The following is a 16737-nucleotide window of genomic DNA, read 5'->3' on the forward strand; positions in this document are numbered from 1 at the left end:
TGACTAGCCTGGTTCCACTATGAGCGTGGACCCCGCCCGCACCGCACCGTCCCTGTCCGCCCCCGCTCCCCGCCGCCCGGCCGACGCCCCCGCCGCCGCCGCCCCGGCGGCCGCCGTCTTCCGCCCGCCGGGCGGCCGGGCCGCCTGGTTCGCCTGGACGGTCGGCGTCAGCGTCTACGTCCTCGCCGTGGTGCACCGCACCAGCCTCGGCGTGGCCGGGATGGACGCCGCCGCCCGGTTCGGCATCGGCGCCTCGGCCCTGTCCACCTTCTCGATCCTGCAGGTCCTGGTGTACGCCGGGATGCAGGTCCCGGTCGGCCTGCTGGTGGACCGGATCGGCCCGCGCCGGGTGCTGATGCTGGGCGTGGCGCTGATGAGCGCCGGGCAGCTGGCCTTCGCCTTCTCCACCGCGTTCGCGCCCGCGCTGGCCTCCCGGGCGGTGCTCGGCTGCGGCGACGCGATGACCTTCATCAGCGTGCTGCGGGTCGCCGCCCGCTGGTTCCCGGCCGCCCGCAACCCGTTCGTCGCCCAGCTCACCGGCCTGGTCGGCACCGGCGGCAACCTGTTCACCACCGTGGTGCTCGCGCAGGCGCTGCACACCGCCGGGTGGAGCACCACCTTCGGCGCGATCGCGCTGACCGGCGCGGTGGTCTTCGTCGCCGTGCTGGTGCTGCTCAAGGAGGCCCCGCCCGGAGCGCCGCAGCCGGTTCTCCACGAGAGCCCGCGGCTGCCGGTCGGGCAGCAGATCCGGGCCGCCTGGTCCGAGCCCGGCACCCGGCTCGGCATGTGGGTGCACTTCACCACGGCCTTCCCGGCGTCCGCGTTCGGCCTGCTGTGGGGGATGCCGTACCTGGTGGAGGGGCAGGGCATGTCCCGCGCCGGGGCGGGCGGCCTGCTCAGCCTGCTGGTGCTCAGCGGGATGGCCTTCGGCCTGCTGTTCGGCCGGCTGGTCTCCCGCTCGGCCGCCGCCCGGCTGCCGATCGCCTTCACCGTGCTCGCCGTCACCGCGCTCTGCTGGACCGCCGCCCTGGCCTGGCCGCACGGCCACCCGCCGCTGTGGCTGCTGGTGGTGCTGGTGCTGGTGATGGGCAGCAACGGCCCGGCCTCGCTGATCGGCCTCGACTACGCCCGCGCCTACAACCCCGCCGAGCGGATGGGCACCGCCTCCGGGATCGCCAACATGGGCGGCTTCATCGGCTCGATGATCACCCTGCTCGGCATCGGCGTCCTGCTGGACGCGCTCGCCGACCCGGGCAGCGACGGCTACGGCGCGCACGCCTACCAGCTGGCGTTCTGCTTCCAGCTGGTGCCGCTGCTGCTCGGGACGACGATGATCCTGCGGCTGCGCCGCAAGCTGGAGCGGTAGCGGGTCAGGAGGCGCTCAGGGGGTGCTCGCCAGGTGGGCCAGCACCCGGGTGCCGAGCTCCTGGTCGCCGATCACGTCGACGATCGCGGTCTCCGGGCGGACCCGGCCGCAGCACAGCCGGACGAAGGTCTGCCAGTCCATCGACAGCCGCACCTCGGGAGCCAGCACCACCGAGTCGTCCACGGTGCCGCGGCCGTCCGGGCCGATCCGCACGGTGCGGTGGAACGGCAGCGCGCCCGCCACGTCGAAGGCCACCGTGGTGCCGATCGGGGCGCCCGCCCGCTTGGCGACCTGCTTGGGCAGCGTCTCGATCAGCCAGTCCCGGGTGACCAGCGCGGCCGGGGAGTCCAGGTTGCCCGGCGTCCGCAGGGCGCGCCGCAGGTCCTGCTCGTGCACCCACACGTCGAAGGCCCGCAGCCGCAGCAGCGTCGCGTACGGGACGTCCCGGGCCAGCGGGCCGCCGGGGAAGCGCACCAGGTCCTCCGGCTCGTGCTTGGCGTTGCGCAGCGCGCGGGAGCGGCGGATCACCGTGTACTCCAGCTCGCTGGTGATCTCCACCGGCGTCCAGCAGCGGCGCTTGTCGACCGGCAGCTCCATGTAGCGGGTGAACTCGTTGGTGACGTGCCGCAGGTCGCGCGGCAGCGCGTGGATCGGGCGCGGGTCGCCGAGCAGCTCCGACTCGACGCCGATGATGTGCGAGACCACGTCCCGGACCGACCAGCCGGGGCACTCGGTGGCCCGGTTCCACGCGTCGGTCGGCAGTGCGGCGAGCAGCTCGGATATCGACTCGATCGACTGCGTCCACGCGTCGGTGTACGCCTGCACGCTCTGCTTGTCCGTCACGGTATCTCCGGCCCCTCCGTCGGCTTGCGTCGTCCCACGTCGCCCGGGCTGCCGAGACCTCGCACGGACGCGCATACGGCACGTTACGCTGCCGGGTGAGAGCAGGGCAGCGCTTTCGGGTGACGATCGTAGGACTCTTGTCGTGGACGGTGGTACTGTGCGCGCTTCATTGATCCAACTCGCCGTGTCGGACGCCGAACCGGCCGCCGAGCGACGGGCCAGGGCCGCGGCGCTGGTCCGCGCCCAGGACGGTGCCGACCTGGTGGTGCTGCCCGAGCTGTGGCCGGTCGGCGGCTTCGCCTACGACGCCTGGCCGACCGGCGCCGAACCGCTGGACGGCCCCACCGCCGAGACGATGTCCGCCGCCGCGAAGGCGGTGGGCTGCTGGCTGCACGCCGGGTCGATCGTCGAACGGGACCCGGACGGCCCGATCTACAACACCTCGCTGCTGTTCGCCCCCGACGGCGAACTCGTCCGCACCTACCGCAAGATCCACCGCTTCGGCTTCGACAGCGGCGAGGCCGTCGCGATGGGCGCCGGGCAGGAGATCGTCACCGCGGACGCCGGGTTCGCCGTACTGGGCCTGGCCACCTGCTACGACCTGCGCTTCCCCGAGCTGTTCCGGGCACTGCTGGACGGCGGCGCCGAACTGCTGGTCGTCCCGGCCGCCTGGCCCGCCCGCCGGGCCGAGCACTGGAACCTGCTGGCCCGGGCCCGGGCCGTCGAGGAGCAGGCCCTGGTGCTGGCCTGCAACACCGCGGGCACCCACGGCGGGGTCGAGCAGGCCGGGCGCAGCATCGTCGTCGACCCCTGGGGCCGGGTGCTGGCCGAGGCCGGGCCGGACGAGCAGGTGCTCACCGTCGACTTCGACCCCGCCGAGGTCGCCAAGTGCCGGGCCGACTTCCCGGTCCACCGGGACCGGCTGCTCGGCATCCCCGCCCCCGTGCAGCGCTGAGCGGGCGGGACCGGCGGCAAGGGCACGTATTTTTCCGCGCCCTTGGTCCGGATTGACCATTCCGGGGTACTCTGTGCGCGTTTTGTGAGCCGGGTCCCGGCCGCACGAGGGTGCGGCACGGAGAGGGGGCGGCGATGACCGCTGCGGGAGCCGGGAGCGGGCGCGCCCTGATCCGGCGCAACAGCCTGCGCGAGCAGATCGCCGACGCCCTGCGCGACGAGATGATGGCCGGGCGGCTCCCGGCCGGGCGCAACTTCACCGTCAAGGAGATCGCCGACATCTACGGCGTCTCCGCCACCCCCGCCCGCGAGGCCCTGGTCGACCTCGCCGCCCAGGGGCTGCTGGTCAGCGAACCGCACCGCGGCTTCACCGTCCCCGAGTACACCTGGGACGACTTCCTGGAGATCTTCGAGGCCCGCACCCTGCTCACCGACAACGCGGTGCGCCACCTGGGCGCCCGCGGCGAGCACCGCTACGACTGGGCCCGGCTGCCCTCGCTGCGCCGCCGCGCCGACGCCGCGGCCCGGGCCGCCCGGGCCGGACAGCTCGACGTCCTGGTCGGCTGCGACCTGCGGTTCTGGCAGGAGGCCGCCGCGGTGCTGTGCAACGACCGGATCGCCGACTACCTCGGCTGGCTGCGCATCCAGTCCTGGATGTTCGCCGCCCCGCACCTGCGGGCCACGGGCGGCGACCTGGCCGGCGTCTGCTGGGACAGGCACGGCGAACTCGTCGACCGGATCGAGGCCCGCGACCGGTCCGGCGCGCACCGGGTCGTCAACGACTACAACCTGTTCACCGTCGAACTCCTCGCCCGGCGGCTCGACCGGTCCCTGGAGGACGTCGCCGTGCTCCGGCTGCTGCGCGAGCCGGTCGCCCCGCCGCCCGCCGCGACGGTGGCGCGGCCGCCCGCGATCGGCCCCCGACCCGCGTCCACCGCCGTCGGGTTGGGCCGGGTGCCGATGCCCCGCTTCGTGCCGCCCGGACGGTTCGCCCGGCCGTTCCGCCCGGGCAGCGGCGAGCCCGCCACGGGCCGGTAGGGTTGGGGCCCGTTGCCTCGCCACCCGAGAGGATGAGCCGGCCCATGGCCTGCGACCTCTGGCTCGTCCCGCTCGTGGACGTGCTCTCCCACAGCCCCGAGAACCCGTTCCGCGAGGACCTCGACCGCTACGACGCGGTGCTCGCCCAGTACGGACTGCCGCCCGTCCCGGTCCACCCGTACGTGCCGGGCTTCTCCGGGGACGTCGAGGCGATAGCCGCGTTCGACTACGACTCGCTCCACTTCCTGCGCCGCGCCTACCTGTTGGGGCTCACCGGGTTCGAGGTGACGCCGGTGGACGCGCTCGGCAGCGACTACGAGCAACTGCTGGAGATGTTCGAGGCCACCGCCGAACAGTCGCACCTGGTCTGGCACTTCGACCACGCCGGGGCGTACCTGCCGGTCGACTTCCACGCCCCGCTGGTCGCCGACGAACTCCTGGCCGCAGGCGGGCCGTTGGGGTCCTCGTACGGGCTGCTGCGCGAACTCCAGGCGGTCGCACCGTTGTTGGGCATCGACCCGCTCGACCCCCCGCAGCCCACCCGCCCGCTCGGCCCGACCCAGCTGGAGCAGCCCTTCGGGCCCCCGCTCGACGACTTCCACCCCTACGCGCGGGAGCGCCACGCCTGGGCCGGGCTCTACACGGCGGCGACCCGCAGCGTCACCCAGGGCTCGATGATCGTCTTCGCCTGACGCGAGAGGCGAAAGCAGGGGCGCGAGGAACTGCGCGCAGCGGGAGGAGCGCGTCAGCAAGATCGCGGGATAGTGCAAGTCCTCGTCCTGCATCGCGATCCGGCTGCGCGTGCTCGGCTGGCCGCGCAGTTCCTCGCGCCCCCGGGGCCGCTGACCCGGCCGACTTCACCGCAGGGGGCCCTCCGGGGGGCGCTGGCGGGGCATGGTGGGGCGGGTGCCCGGCGGGGGCAGGACGCGGACCTGGGCGCCGGAGCCGCCCTCGCTGCGGCCGCCCCAGGCGCCGGGGGCCTGGGTGGGGAGCTGGCTCATGCCGGCCCGGAACTCCAGCATCCACTCGGAGGTCTCGGTGCGGACCATGTCGGAGACGTCCTCGCAGAAGCGGCGCAGCACGCCGAGGCAGCGCTCGGCGGCCTCGCCCGCGGTGCCCTCGGTGGGGCCGAGGACCTCGCGGACGCACTCGGAGGCCCAGTCGAACTGGAAGGCCTCCAGGCGGCGCTGCAGGGCCTGCGCGGTGGAGACGTCGCGCATCCAGCCCGAGGTGAGGCCGAAGGCGCGGTCGGCGGCCAGCGAGGCGGCGGCGAGGGCGAGGCCGGTGTAGCCCCACTCCATGGCGTGCGAGAGCTCACCGGTGAGGGAGGCCAGCGGGGCGGTGACGCCGCCGAGGGTGAAGACGGCGGTGGAGAAGCGCAGCAGGCGGGCCCAGCGGCGCTTCCAGACCCGGTCCCGGCGGTACCAGTCGATCGCCTCGACGGCCCGCTCCTCCGACCAGCGGTAGAGCTCCTCCAGGCGCTCGGCGGGCTCGCCCCAGTCGCCGAGCGGGAACTGACGCGCGCTCAGGTCGGCGCGGCGGCGGGTCGGGGTCCGTCCGCCGACGCCCGGGACGGACTGGTCGTCGTCGGCGACCTCTTTGCCCCAGGGGCTCTCCTCGGGCTGCATTTCCGGCTGGCTCACCTGTGGCGCTCCCTGTGGCGGGGTGACTGCGGAGGCCCGGCGGGCACCGGGACTGAACGGTACGGAGGACGGTCGTCCGGCGGGACGGACGACCGGCCTCGTGGATCTGGCGGTTCGTGGCACGGCGGTGCGGACCCGTGGCGCCGAGCGCGGGCCGCAGCCGCCCATGGTGCCGTGCCCGGCGGTGCGGCCGGGTCCCTGGTCCAACAGCACTTCTTACCGCCAAATGGCTGACCGTGGGGGCGCTTCCGCAGTGATCGTTATGTGATTTCACCTCCGGAAGCCGAGGTGGGAGGGTTGCGGCGGCTGGCCGGATTTCACCCGTCCGAGCGAGGGCGGCCGGGGTCGTCGGCGTGACGGCACGGCTGTTCGGGAGAGCTCCTCGTGTCTTCCTACGAACCCGGGCCGGGGGAGGGCCGCCCGGTTCGGAGCTTCCGCCGGAGCCGCCGACGGCGCGGAACCGGCCACCGACTAGGCTTGGCAGGCGTGAAGGTCCTCGTCATCGGAACCGGCGCCCGCGAACACGCCCTGTGCCGCTCACTGTCCCAAGATCCCGCCGTCAGCGAGCTGCACTGCGCCCCGGGCAACGCCGGGATCGCGCGGGTGGCCACCCTGCACCCGGTCGACCAGTTGGACGGCGACGCGGTCACCGCGCTCGCCCGGGAGCTGGGCGCCGACCTGGTGGTGGTCGGCCCGGAGGCCCCGCTGGTGGCCGGCGTGGCCGAGCCGCTGCGGGCGGCCGGCATCCCGGTCTTCGGCCCCGGCAAGGAGGCCGCCCGGCTGGAGGGCTCCAAGGCGTTCGCCAAGGACGTGATGGCCGCGGCCGGCGTCCCGACCGCCCGCTCCTACGTCTGCACCACCGAGCAGGAGGCCGCCGAGGCGCTGGACGCGTTCGGCGCCCCGTACGTGGTCAAGGACGACGGCCTGGCCGCGGGCAAGGGCGTCGTGGTGACCGAGGACCGGGCCGCCGCGCTGGAGCACGCCGTGGCGTGCGGCCGGGTGGTGATCGAGGAGTACCTGGACGGCCCCGAGGTGTCGCTGTTCGCGATCACCGACGGCACCACCGTGCTCCCGCTCGTCCCGGCGCAGGACTTCAAGCGCGCGCTGGACGGCGACCAGGGCCCCAACACCGGCGGCATGGGCGCCTACTCGCCGCTGCCCTGGGCCCCCGAGGGCCTGGTCGCGGAGGTGCTGGAGAGCGTCCTGCAGCCGACCGTGGACGAGCTGCGCCACCGCGGCACCCCGTTCTCCGGCCTGCTGTACGCGGGCCTGGCGCTCACCTCGCGCGGCACCCGGGTGATCGAGTTCAACGCCCGCTTCGGCGACCCGGAGACCCAGGTCGTGCTGGCCCGGCTGCGCACCCCGCTGGCCGGGGTGCTGCTGGCCGCCGCCAACGGCACGCTCGGCGAGCTGGAGCCGCTGCGCTGGTCCGACGAGGCCGCGGTCACCGTGGTGATGGCCTCCGAGGGGTACCCGGCGAGCCCGCGCACCGGCGACCCGATCGAGGGCCTGGACGCGGCGGAGGCCGACGGCACCGCCTTCGTGCTGCACGCCGGGACGGCGCCCGGCCCGGACGGCGCGGTGCTGACCGCGGGCGGCCGGGTGCTGTCCGTCACCGCCGTCGGCGCGGACCTCGCCGAGGCCCGGGCCAGGGCGTACGCGGGCGTCGCGGAGATCTCCTTCAAGGGGGCCCAGCACCGCACCGACATCGCGGCCGGGGCCGCGCGGTAGCCGCACCCGTAGCAGACCGCTCCCACGGGGCGCTGTGCCCGGACCGACCCGTCCGGACGCAGCGCCCCGTGGCGTTTCCCGAGGTCGCGGCGGTCAGCCCGGCGCCCGGAAAACCAGCCCTTCGGGTGATGACCCGGGCATCCTGCTGACGGGGCGCGAGCGCGGGCCTTAGGGTGCGCTGCATCGCGCCGGGGCGGGGATCCGGGCGCGGACGCGGCTCGTCCCCTCGGCGCGCCGGGGGGATGCTGGGAGCGGTGGCGCGCCCCGCCGCGGTGTCACCAGGACGGGTGGAATCGCCGGAGTTCCGGAACACCCGCCCGCACCGGGGCGTCGAGACTGGCAGGAGAGCGCCACGCGAGTCGTACCACCGGGTTCGGCATCCGCCGCTTCCCGTACCGGAATTGATCGAGTCGAGTCGGCTGCGAAGGGGGTGCCGCGGCGATGACTGCAGTGGACACCGCACGCGCACGAGCCCAGGCCGTCCTGCGTCTGCGCGGACGGGCCGTGGCCGCCGCCGCGCTGCCCGCCGCCTGCGCGGTGGTGCTGTTGGCCGGGCGGTTCACCGGACACATAGGCGCCCCCGGGTCGCCGGACGCCCCGCTCTGGGACGGCATCCGCTGGGCGGTCTGCGCGGTCGCCGCGCTGACCCTGGCACTGGCCGCCCTGGTGGCCCGGGCGCACCGCCGGGCGGTGCCGCCGGTCACCCCCGCGGTGGCGCTGGCCCGCACCGAGGCCCCCGAGCTGTACCGGCTGATCGAGGAGCTCGCCGACCGGCTGGACGTCCCGGCGCCCGCCGCGATCGCGCTCACCCCCGACTGCGACAGCTGGCTGGAGGAACCGCACCGCCCCGGCGGCCGCGGCCCGGCCGCGCCGGTGCTGGTGATCGGCTCCCCCTTCCTGTGGTGGATGCGGGCCGGGGAGCTGCGCGCCCTGCTCGCCCCCGTGGTGGCCGGCACCGCCGCGGCCGCCGACCCGGAGATCGCCGCCGCCCGCCGCTGGGTGCGCACCCTGGACGCCTCGCTGGGCGAGCGCCGCCGCGGCCCCGCCGCACTGGTCGGCCTGGTCGACCGGCGGCTGCTGGGCGCCTGCCGCGAGCACTCCGCCGAACTGGAGCACGCCGTCGCCGCCCGGGCCTCCGAGCAGGCCAGGGCCGTCGACTACGGGCCGCGGATCGCCGCCCAGGCCCAGGTCGGCCTGGCCTACGCGGGCTGGGACCGCCTGCTCACCCGGGTCGCGCTGCCCGCCTGGCGGCTCGGCCTGCACCCCGCGCACCTGAACGCGGGCGTGGTCTCCGCGCTCACCGAGCTCTCCCGCCGCGACCGGCTCGCCGACGACTACGAGCACCGGCTCGGCGACCGCCCCGCCTGCGACCTGCTGGAGGAGCCCGGCCTGGTCGACACCCGGGTCTCCCGGCTGGCCGCCGAACTGCTGCACGAGGAACCGGACGGCGGCTGGCAGCCGCTCGACTGGGAGGACTACCCGCAGCGGGTGGTCGACCGCGGCTGGCGCGCCCAGGCCGCCGCCCTGCAGGCCGCGCTGGGCGACGACCGCCCGCACACCGGCCCGGCCCTGGACAAGCTGCTGGCCCGGCTGGCCGCGGGCGAGGCCGAGGAGCTGGCCGCCGCGCTGGCCGGCCGGGTGGCGCGCGCCGCCGAGGTCGCGCCCCCGCTGCCCCCCGTGCGCAGCGGCCGTGACCTGCTGGTCGAGCACCTGGTGGCCACCGTCTGCTGCGCCGCGGTGGACGCCGGGACGGCCACCGCGGGCCTGGACTGGCTGGACGGACCGGTGCTGCTCTGCCCGGCCGCGCCCCGGGCCGAGCTGGCCCCCGCGGTGGCGATGGCGGTCGAGGACGGGCAGGACGGACCGCTGCGCGGCTGGCTGGAGCGGGCCGGTGTCCGGGTCGAGCGACCGGTGCGCCTTTCGGGCTGAACCGGGACGGTTTCGGACCGTCCCGGGAAACCCGGTTTCATTCGTACCAATTGCTACGGTGGGGTGACGCTTCGCCGACCAACTGTGGTGTGCTGGTCCGCACGCACATCCGCATGGCAAATGCCAACCCTCGGTGGATGGGCGAAGGGTGGGGAGGGGCGCGTGGGGACGGAGTCCAACCGCCGGTGGGAGTCCGGCACGTTGGCGCACGGGGTGTCCGACCCGTTCGGGCAGGGCCCGCTGCCCTGGCTGCGCAGCCCCGACCACTACCTGGCCGACGGCGAGGGCGTGGTCCCCTGGTACGTGAGCGTGGACGCCCCCGGCCAGCGGCCGCTCGACGGCCAGGCCCGGCCGCGCCCCGCGGTCAGCGGCCCGCGCAACGCGGACGACGTGCGCCGGCAGATCAAGGGCTTCGCCTCGGCGGGCGTGGTCCGCCCCGGCGGCTCGGTGGACCTGCGGGTGACGGTCAACCCGCCGCAGGAGTTCCAGGTCGACGTCTACCGGATCGGCCACGACGGCGGCGACGGCGCCCGGCAGGTGTACTCCAGCCCGCTGATCTCCGGCCTGGCCCAGCCCGCGCCGATGGTCGCCGACCGCACCGTCTCCTGCCACCACTGGTGGCAGTCCTGGCGGCTGCAGGTGCCCGCCGACTGGCGCTCGGGCGCGTACGTCGCCGTGCTGACCACCGCCGACGGCGGCCACCGCAGCCACATCCCGTTCACCGTGCGGGACTTCGGCCCGGCCGACCTGCTGCTGGTGCTGCCCGACGTGACCTGGCAGGCGTACAACCTGTTCCCCGAGGACGGGCACCTGGGGGCCAGCCTCTACCACGCCTGGGACGACGCCGGGCAGTTGGTGGGGGAGGGCGAGGCGGCCGTCACGGTCTCCTTCGACCGGCCGCACGCCGGGGCCGGGCTGCCGCTGCACGTCGGGCACGCCTACGACTTCATCCGCTGGGCCGAGCGCTACGGCTACGACCTGGGCTACGCCACCGCGACCGACCTGCACGCCGGGCTGGTGGACGCCTCCCGCTACAAGGCGCTGGTCTTCCCCGGGCACGACGAGTACTGGTCGGAGCCGATGCGCCGGGCCGCCGAGCGGGCCCGGGACGGCGGCACCTCGCTGGTGTTCCTGTCCGCCAACAGCCTGTACTGGCGGGTCGAGCTGTCGCCGGGCCCCGACGGCGAGCCGGCCCGGCTGCTGAACTGCCGCAAGCGCCAGCGGGTCGCCGCCGACCACCCCGCCGCCGGGGTGCCGGGCGCCGCCTCCGCGCTGTGGCGCGACGCCGGGGAGCCCGAGCAGCACCTGCTGGGCATCCAGTACGCGGGCAGCGTGCCCGCGCCGGTGCCGCTGGTGGCCCGCAACACCGGGCACTGGCTGTGGCAGGGCACCGGCCTGGCCGAGGGCGAGGAACTGCCCGACCTGGTCGCCGGGGAGGCCGACCGCTACTACCCGAAGGTCCAACTGCCCGCGCACACCGAGCGGGTGCTGCTCGCGCACTCCCCGTACCGGGACGCCGCCGGGCGGGCCACCCACCAGGAGACCTCGCTGTACCGGGCGCCCAGCGGCGCGTACGTGTTCGCCGCCGGGACGTTCGCCTGGTCGCCCGCGCTGGACCGGCCCGGGCACACCGACGAGCGGATCCAGCGCGCCACCGCCAACCTGCTGGACCACCTGTGCAAGGAGGGGCGCACCGGCCCCTGACCGGGCGGACGTGAAAGACTTCGCTCGCAGAGCCCCCCAGCTGTGAGGACTGACTGAGCGTGAGCGGATTCGTCACCAAGCCCGAGCCGGTCCAGGTGCCCGGCCTGGTCCACCTGCACACCGGCAAGGTGCGCGACCTGTACCGGGACGCCGACGGGAACCTGGTGATGGTCGCCAGCGACCGGACGTCCGCCTACGACTGGGTGCTGCCCAACGAGATCCCCGACAAGGGCCGCGTCCTCACCCAGCTCTCGCTGTGGTGGTTCGAGCGGATCGCCGACATCGTCCCCAACCACGTGATCTCCACCGAGCTGCCCGCGGGAGCCCCCGCCGACTGGGCCGGGCGCACCCTGGTCTGCCGCAGCCTCGACATGGTGCCGGTGGAGTGCGTGGCCCGCGGCTACCTGGCCGGCTCCGGCCTGGAGGAGTACCGGGTCTCGCAGACCGTGTGCGGCGTCGCGCTGCCCGAGGGCCTGGACAACGGCTCCGAACTGCCCGGCCCGATCTACACCCCGGCGCTCAAGGCCGAGGTCGGCGAGCACGACGAGAACGTCCCCTACGAGGAGACCGCCCGCCGGGTCGGCGCCGAACTCGCCGCCACCCTCCGGCAGACCACCCTCGCGGTGTACTCCCGGGCCCGGGACATCGCCCGCGACCGCGGCCTGATCCTCGCCGACACCAAGTTCGAGTTCGGCCTGCTGGACGGCGAACTGGTCATCGGCGACGAGGTGCTCACCCCCGACTCCTCGCGCTTCTGGCCCGCCGACGAGTGGCAGCCCGGCCGCGACCAGCCGTCCTTCGACAAGCAGATCATCCGCGACTGGCTGACCTCGCCCGCCTCCGGCTGGGACCGCAAGAGCGAGAACCCGCCGCCGCGGCTGCCCGACGAGGTCGTCGCGCACACCCGGCAGCGCTACATCGACGCGTACGAGAAGCTCACCGGGCTCGCCTGGAAGTGAGCCCCGGGCTGGCTGTGGCGGACCGTCACAGCCAGCCGTGCTCGCGGGCGATCCGGACCGCCGCGTGGCGGTTCTCCGCGCCCAGCTTGCCCGCCGCCGAGGACAGGTAGTTGCGGACCGTGCCCGGCGAGAGCGCGGCCCGCTCGGCGATCTCGGCGACCGGGGAGCCGTCCGCGGCCAGCTCCAGCACGTCCGTCTCGCGCGGCGTCAGCGGGGAGTCGCCCGCGCTGATCGCCTCCGCGGCCAGCTCCGGGTCCACGTAGCGGCCGCCCGCCCGGACGGTGCGGATGATCCCGGCCAGGTCCGAGGCGGAGACCGTCTTCGGCAGGAAGCCGCGCACCCCCACCCGCAGGGCCCGCTTCAGGTAGCCCGGGCGGCCGTGCCCGGTCACGATCATCACCCGGCACTCCGGCAGCCGGTGGCGCAGCTCCGCGGCCACCTCCAGGCCGTCCAGGCCCGGCATCTGCAGGTCCAGCACCGCCACGTCCGGGCGGTGCGCGACGGCCATCGCCAGCGCCTCCGGTCCGGAGGCCGCCTCGGCGACCACGGTCAGGTCGTCCTCCAGCGCGAGCAGCGCCGCCAGGGCGCCGCGGATCAGGTGCTCGTCGTCCGCGAGCAGCACCCGCACCCGGTCGGTCGTCACGTCGGTTCCCCCGCCTCGATCGGTAGTTCGGCGGTCAGCCGGAACCGGCCGGGGCCGCCGCCGACCGTGCTCAGGGTGCCGCCGTGCGCGGCCAGCCGCTCGCCCAGGCCGCGCAGGCCGCTGCCCGCGCCCTCCGCGCGCGGCGGCGGCACCGCCGGGACGCCGTCGTTCTCCACCTCCAGCAGCGCGGTGCCGCCCGAGACCCGCAGCCGGAACCGGCAGTTCGCGGCCTCCGAGTGCCGCAGCACGTTGGTCGCCGCCTCCCGCACCACCCAGCCCAGCACCGACTGCGCCGCGGCGGGCAGCCCGTCCGCGCCGGACAGCTCGGTGCGGCAGTCGACGTTCGCGGCGCGCAGCACCGAGGCGGCACCGGTCAGTTCGGTGTGCAGCTCGACCGTGCGGTAGCCGCGCACCACCTCTCGCACCTCGCGCTGCGAGTCCTGCGCGATCCGCTGCACCTCGGTCATCTGGTCCACCGCCTCCGGGCGCCGACGGCGGGCCAGCTGCACGGCCAGCTCGCTCTTCAGCGCGATGGTGGCCAGGTTGCGGCCCAGCACGTCGTGCAGGTCGCGGGAGAAGCGCAGCCGCTCCTCGGCGACCGCGAGGCGGGCCTGCGCCTCCCGGGCGGCGTCCAGCTCCCAGACCACCTTCGCGTTCCAGGCCGAGCCGCGGGCGGTGCAGGCGGCGATCGCCGACCCGATCAGGCAGCCCAGCAGCAGCCCGACCACGAACCCCGGGGGGACGCCCGTCAGCAGCAGCGGCAGCGCGAGCAGCAGCAGGCCCGCCGCCGCGGCCACCGCCGTCTCCAGGGCCGGGAGCGCGACCGAGGTGGTGGCGGTCCAGAAGGTCATCGTCACGATCGCGACCGACAGCGGGAACGAGGCGCCCTCCGCCTCCACCGGCGGCCCCAGCAGCAGCGCCGCCACCGAGACGGCCACCGCGGCCGCCCCCGCCGCCACCACCCGGCCGTAGGGGCGGGGCCGCCGGCCCAGGTAGGCGGCCAGTCCGCCGCGGACCAGCACCGCGTTCAGCGCCGCCGCCAGCAGCGAGCCGCCCGTGCCCACCGCCAGCTCCGCCGCCGACACCTCGCCGCGGCCGAAGCTCCCGCCCACCAGACCGAGCGTCACCACCGGCTGCATCACCGCCACCGCGTACAGCGACCAGCGCACGTACAGCTCGTTGCGCTGCGGCTTGGACAGCGCCCGCCAGCGGCGGATCGGTCGCGGCCTGCTCATCCGCACGGTGCGGCCCTCCGTCGTTCCGGGGTGGTCGTCGGACGAATCTAGCGGCGCGGCTCCCAGCGGAACCAGCGGCGGGCGCCCCAGGCCGCCGCGCCCGCCCAGGCCGCGGCCAGCAGCAGCGGCGGGGCGGCCGGGGCCCACGTCCCGGCGAAGCCCGCGGACGGGCCGGTGCCGTCGGTGCCGAGCCAGCCGATGTGCAGGAGTTGGAGCGCGGGGGTGGTCGGGAGCAGGCGGCAGAGGTTCGCCACGGTGTCCGGCATGGACTCCAGCGGGATCATCAGGCCGGAGCCGAACTGGGCGGCCAGCATCAGCGGCAGGGTGGTGATGCCGGCCGTCTCGACCGTCCTGGTCACCGCGCTGGACAGGGCGGCCAGCGCGGTCAGCAGCAGGGCGGACAGCGCCAGCCCGGCCAGCACCAGCAGCGGGTTCGCGGGGGTGCGCAGGTCGAGCAGGGCGGCGCCGCCGACGGCGAGCAGCAGGCACTGGAGCAGCGCCAGCGCGATCGAGGGGACGGCGGTGCCGAGCAGGATCTCGCCGTCCGCGGCCTCGCCGGTGCGCAGCCGCTTCAGCACCAGCTCGTTGCGGCGGGCGGTGTAGGCGGTGGTCAGGTTGGTGTAGACGACGACCAGCAGGACGATGCCCATCGAGCTGGTGACCAGGTTGCCGTTCACGTCCAGGCCCGGGGTCTTCTCGGCGGCGACCCGCAGGATCGAGCGGAGCGAGCCGACCAGGGCGAACGGCAGCACCAGGGCCAGGAACACCGCGGTGCGGTTGCGGCGCAACAGGGTGGTCTCGGCCCGGCCGAGGGCCAGCAGCCGGGAGAGCGGGGTCGGGGTCGCGGGGGCGGCGGGGGCGGCGGCGGTCATGCGGCGCGTCCGATCTGCGACGGGGCGGCGGGGGAGGCGGGGGCGGAGGCCGGGTCGGCGGTGGAGGCGACGGCCAGGAAGGCCTCCTCCAGCGAGGCGCTGCGGGCGTCCAGCCGGGCCAGTTCGACCCGGTGGCGGGCGGCCCAGCCGAGCAGCTCGGTCAGGGTGCCCTGCAGGTCGGGGGTGCGCAGCAGCACCCGGCGGCCGTCCAGCACGACGGTGCCGCCCGGCAGCGGGGGCAGCTCCAGGGCGGCGTGCGCCCCGGTGCGCTCGGGCAGTTCGAAGGAGATCCGGGCGGGGTGCGCGGCCAGCACCTCGGCGACGGTGCCGCCGGTGACCACCCGGCCGTGGTGCATGATCGCCAGCCGGTCGGCCAGTTCCTCGGCCTCCTCCAGGTAGTGCGTGGTGAGCACCACCGTCGTCCCGGCCGCCCGCAGCCCGCGGATCAGCCGCCACACCGCGGCCCGGGCCTCCGGGTCCAGCCCGGTGGTCGGCTCGTCCAGGAACAGCACCTCGGGGCGGCCCAGCAGGGCCATCGCCAGGTCGAGCCGCCGCCGCTCGCCGCCGGACAGCTGCTTGACCCGCACGGCGCGCCGGGGCAGCAGGCCGACCAGGTCGAGCGCCTCGTCGACGGCCCGGGCGCCGGTGGTCAGGCCCGCCCAGCAGCGGCCGGTCTCGGCGAGGGTCAACTCGCCGGGGAAGCCGCCCTCCTGGAGCATGATGCCGATCCGCGGGCGCAGCGCGGCCCGCTCCCGGAGCGGGTCCAGGCCGAGCACCCGGACCTCGCCCTCGCCGGGCGCGGCCAGGCCCTCCAGCACCTCCAGGGTGGAGGTCTTGCCCGCGCCGTTGGTGCCCAGCAGGGCGAACAGCTCGCCGGGGGCGACGTCGAGGTCCAGGCCGCGGACGGCCTCGAAGCCGCCGGGGCCGGACGGTCCGTAGCGGCGGTGCAGTCCGCGGGCCGCGACGGCGGGGCGGGGACGGCTGGTGTCGGTCATGGCTCCAGCCTCCCGGCGGCCGGGGCCCGCCGGTAGTGCGGTCCCTCACCGGGCGCCGGTGCGGGCGCACGGGCCGGCGGTGACAAATGTCACCGGTGCCCGCGGGGCGGCACCGGAACGCCGAAGGCCCCCCTCGGTGGAGGGGGGCCTTCGAGACTGGAGCGGACGACGAGATTCGAACTCGCGACCCTCACCTTGGCAAGGTGATGCTCTACCAACTGAGCCACGTCCGCAGGTTATGGAATTGTACTGCACCAGTCTGTTCACGCTGACTGCGAGCGGACGACGAGATTCGAACTCGCGACCCTCACCTTGGCAAGGTGATGCTCTACCAACTGAGCCACGTCCGCACGGCGCCTGGGCGCCGGTCGCCCCGCTCGGGTTCCCCCGGTTGCGGCGACGAGAAATACTCTACAACATCAATCGGCCTGCTCGCCCCACCCTTCCCCGGCGGCGCGGCCGGGGAGGGGCGGCGGGCCCGCAACGGGCCCGTGGCGACGGTCAGTTCTCCTCGGCGAACGCCTCGTACACGTGCTTCGGGATGCGGCCGCGGGCGGGCAGCTCGTGCCCGTTCGACTGCGCCCACTTGCGGACCGCGGCCGGGTCCGGGGTGAGGGCGGTGCGGCGGAAGGACTTTCCGCTGCGGCTCTGCCGGCGGCCGGCGGCGACGAACGGGGCGAGGGCCTCCCGGAGCTTTTCCGCGTTGTCGGCGGACAGGTCGATCTCGTACGACTTCCCGTCCACGCCGAAGTGAACGGTTTCCGCGGCGGTGCCGCCGTCCAGATCGTCGGAGAGCGTGACGACTACACGCTGAGCCATGGGTGT

General features: G+C 75.3%; 15 protein-coding genes and 2 tRNA genes. 8 read left to right on the forward strand and 9 right to left on the reverse strand.

What is annotated here, in order from left to right; all coding sequences use genetic code 11:
• Positions 1-19: 19 nt before the first annotated feature.
• Positions 20-1366 carry a nitrate/nitrite transporter gene (locus ACFY00_RS06400; RefSeq protein ID WP_388027812.1) on the forward strand — a complete coding sequence of 449 codons (1347 nt, stop codon included), beginning with the start codon at positions 20-22 and terminating at the stop codon, positions 1364-1366.
• 15 nt (positions 1367-1381) lie between these two features.
• Here ACFY00_RS06400 and ACFY00_RS06405 read toward each other — a convergent pair whose 3' ends face one another.
• Positions 1382-2209: a maleylpyruvate isomerase family mycothiol-dependent enzyme gene (locus tag ACFY00_RS06405; RefSeq protein ID WP_388027814.1), complete on the reverse strand. Its 828-nt coding sequence runs from the start codon at positions 2207-2209 to the stop codon at positions 1382-1384.
• A 157-nt stretch (positions 2210-2366) separates the two neighbouring features.
• Here ACFY00_RS06405 and ACFY00_RS06410 point away from each other — a divergent pair, with 157 nt between their 5' ends.
• The 3 genes from ACFY00_RS06410 (at position 2367) to ACFY00_RS06420 (ending at position 4893) form a co-directional block, all read left to right on the forward strand.
• Positions 2367-3164, forward strand: coding sequence for a carbon-nitrogen family hydrolase (locus ACFY00_RS06410; protein ID WP_388027816.1), 798 nt, complete (start codon positions 2367-2369; stop codon positions 3162-3164).
• 134 nt (positions 3165-3298) lie between these two features.
• Complete coding sequence (locus tag ACFY00_RS06415; protein WP_388027818.1) at positions 3299-4201, forward strand: GntR family transcriptional regulator; 903 nt, start codon at positions 3299-3301, stop codon at positions 4199-4201.
• A gap of 44 nt (positions 4202-4245) precedes the next feature.
• Complete coding sequence (locus tag ACFY00_RS06420; protein ID WP_388027821.1) at positions 4246-4893, forward strand: hypothetical protein; 648 nt, start codon at positions 4246-4248, stop codon at positions 4891-4893.
• 165 nt (positions 4894-5058) lie between these two features.
• Here the strand turns inward: ACFY00_RS06420 and ACFY00_RS06425 are convergent, their stop codons facing one another.
• Positions 5059-5844: an SLATT domain-containing protein gene (locus ACFY00_RS06425; protein WP_388027824.1), complete on the reverse strand. Its 786-nt coding sequence runs from the start codon at positions 5842-5844 to the stop codon at positions 5059-5061.
• A gap of 486 nt (positions 5845-6330) precedes the next feature.
• Here ACFY00_RS06425 and purD point away from each other — a divergent pair, with 486 nt between their 5' ends.
• The 4 genes from purD (at position 6331) to ACFY00_RS06445 (ending at position 12167) form a co-directional block, all read left to right on the forward strand.
• Positions 6331-7575, forward strand: coding sequence for a phosphoribosylamine--glycine ligase (gene purD, locus ACFY00_RS06430; RefSeq protein WP_388027826.1), 1245 nt, complete (start codon positions 6331-6333; stop codon positions 7573-7575).
• Between the two features lie 441 nt (positions 7576-8016).
• Positions 8017-9504: a hypothetical protein gene (locus tag ACFY00_RS06435; RefSeq protein ID WP_388027828.1), complete on the forward strand. Its 1488-nt coding sequence runs from the start codon at positions 8017-8019 to the stop codon at positions 9502-9504.
• Between the two features lie 162 nt (positions 9505-9666).
• Positions 9667-11208 carry a N,N-dimethylformamidase beta subunit family domain-containing protein gene (locus tag ACFY00_RS06440; RefSeq protein ID WP_388027830.1) on the forward strand — a complete coding sequence of 514 codons (1542 nt, stop codon included), beginning with the start codon at positions 9667-9669 and terminating at the stop codon, positions 11206-11208.
• Between the two features lie 59 nt (positions 11209-11267).
• Positions 11268-12167: a phosphoribosylaminoimidazolesuccinocarboxamide synthase gene (locus ACFY00_RS06445; RefSeq protein ID WP_388027832.1), complete on the forward strand. Its 900-nt coding sequence runs from the start codon at positions 11268-11270 to the stop codon at positions 12165-12167.
• Between the two features lie 25 nt (positions 12168-12192).
• Here the strand turns inward: ACFY00_RS06445 and ACFY00_RS06450 are convergent, their stop codons facing one another.
• From ACFY00_RS06450 to ACFY00_RS06480, 7 genes are all read right to left on the reverse strand, one after another.
• Entirely contained in the window at positions 12193-12810 is a 618-nt protein-coding gene (locus ACFY00_RS06450; RefSeq protein WP_388027834.1) for a response regulator, read from the reverse strand.
• On the reverse strand, positions 12807-14045 hold the full coding sequence (locus ACFY00_RS06455; protein ID WP_388027836.1) for a sensor histidine kinase: 1239 nt from the start codon (positions 14043-14045) through the stop codon (positions 12807-12809). The genes ACFY00_RS06450 and ACFY00_RS06455 overlap by 4 nt, the downstream gene beginning before the upstream one ends.
• A 47-nt stretch (positions 14046-14092) precedes the next feature.
• Positions 14093-14917: an ABC transporter permease gene (locus ACFY00_RS06460; RefSeq protein WP_388027838.1), complete on the reverse strand. Its 825-nt coding sequence runs from the start codon at positions 14915-14917 to the stop codon at positions 14093-14095.
• The gene (locus ACFY00_RS06465) at positions 14914-15912 is read right to left on the reverse strand and encodes an ABC transporter ATP-binding protein (RefSeq protein WP_388027841.1); all 999 of its coding nucleotides are present in this window, start codon (positions 15910-15912) and stop codon (positions 14914-14916) included. Before ACFY00_RS06465 ends, ACFY00_RS06460 begins: the two co-directional genes overlap by 4 nt.
• Before the next feature lie 157 nt (positions 15913-16069).
• Positions 16070-16145: transfer RNA gene (locus ACFY00_RS06470), tRNA-Gly, on the reverse strand.
• A 44-nt stretch (positions 16146-16189) separates the two neighbouring features.
• Positions 16190-16262: transfer RNA gene (locus ACFY00_RS06475), tRNA-Gly, on the reverse strand.
• A 151-nt stretch (positions 16263-16413) separates the two neighbouring features.
• On the reverse strand, positions 16414-16731 hold the full coding sequence (locus ACFY00_RS06480) for an Lsr2 family protein (protein WP_033250394.1): 318 nt from the start codon (positions 16729-16731) through the stop codon (positions 16414-16416).
• Positions 16732-16737 lie beyond the last annotated feature (6 nt).

The organism is Kitasatospora sp. NPDC001540 (assembly GCF_042894345.1).
Classification (GTDB): Bacteria; Actinomycetota; Actinomycetes; order Streptomycetales; family Streptomycetaceae; genus Kitasatospora; species Kitasatospora phosalacinea_C.

Bases quoted from the DNA above. Each gene is read 5' to 3' on its own strand.
- ACFY00_RS06455 (WP_388027836.1), bottom strand. From the start codon at position 14,045: ATGAGCAGGCCGCGACCGATCCGCCGCTGGCGGGCGCTGTCCAAGCCG.
- ACFY00_RS06400 (WP_388027812.1), top strand. From the start codon at position 20: ATGAGCGTGGACCCCGCCCGCACCGCACCGTCCCTGTCCGCCCCCGCT.
- ACFY00_RS06460 (WP_388027838.1), bottom strand. From the start codon at position 14,917: ATGACCGCCGCCGCCCCCGCCGCCCCCGCGACCCCGACCCCGCTCTCC.
- ACFY00_RS06415 (WP_388027818.1), top strand. From the start codon at position 3,299: ATGACCGCTGCGGGAGCCGGGAGCGGGCGCGCCCTGATCCGGCGCAAC.
- ACFY00_RS06420 (WP_388027821.1), top strand. From the start codon at position 4,246: ATGGCCTGCGACCTCTGGCTCGTCCCGCTCGTGGACGTGCTCTCCCAC.
- ACFY00_RS06435 (WP_388027828.1), top strand. From the start codon at position 8,017: ATGACTGCAGTGGACACCGCACGCGCACGAGCCCAGGCCGTCCTGCGT.
- ACFY00_RS06465 (WP_388027841.1), bottom strand. From the start codon at position 15,912: ATGACCGACACCAGCCGTCCCCGCCCCGCCGTCGCGGCCCGCGGACTG.
- ACFY00_RS06480 (WP_033250394.1), bottom strand. From the start codon at position 16,731: ATGGCTCAGCGTGTAGTCGTCACGCTCTCCGACGATCTGGACGGCGGC.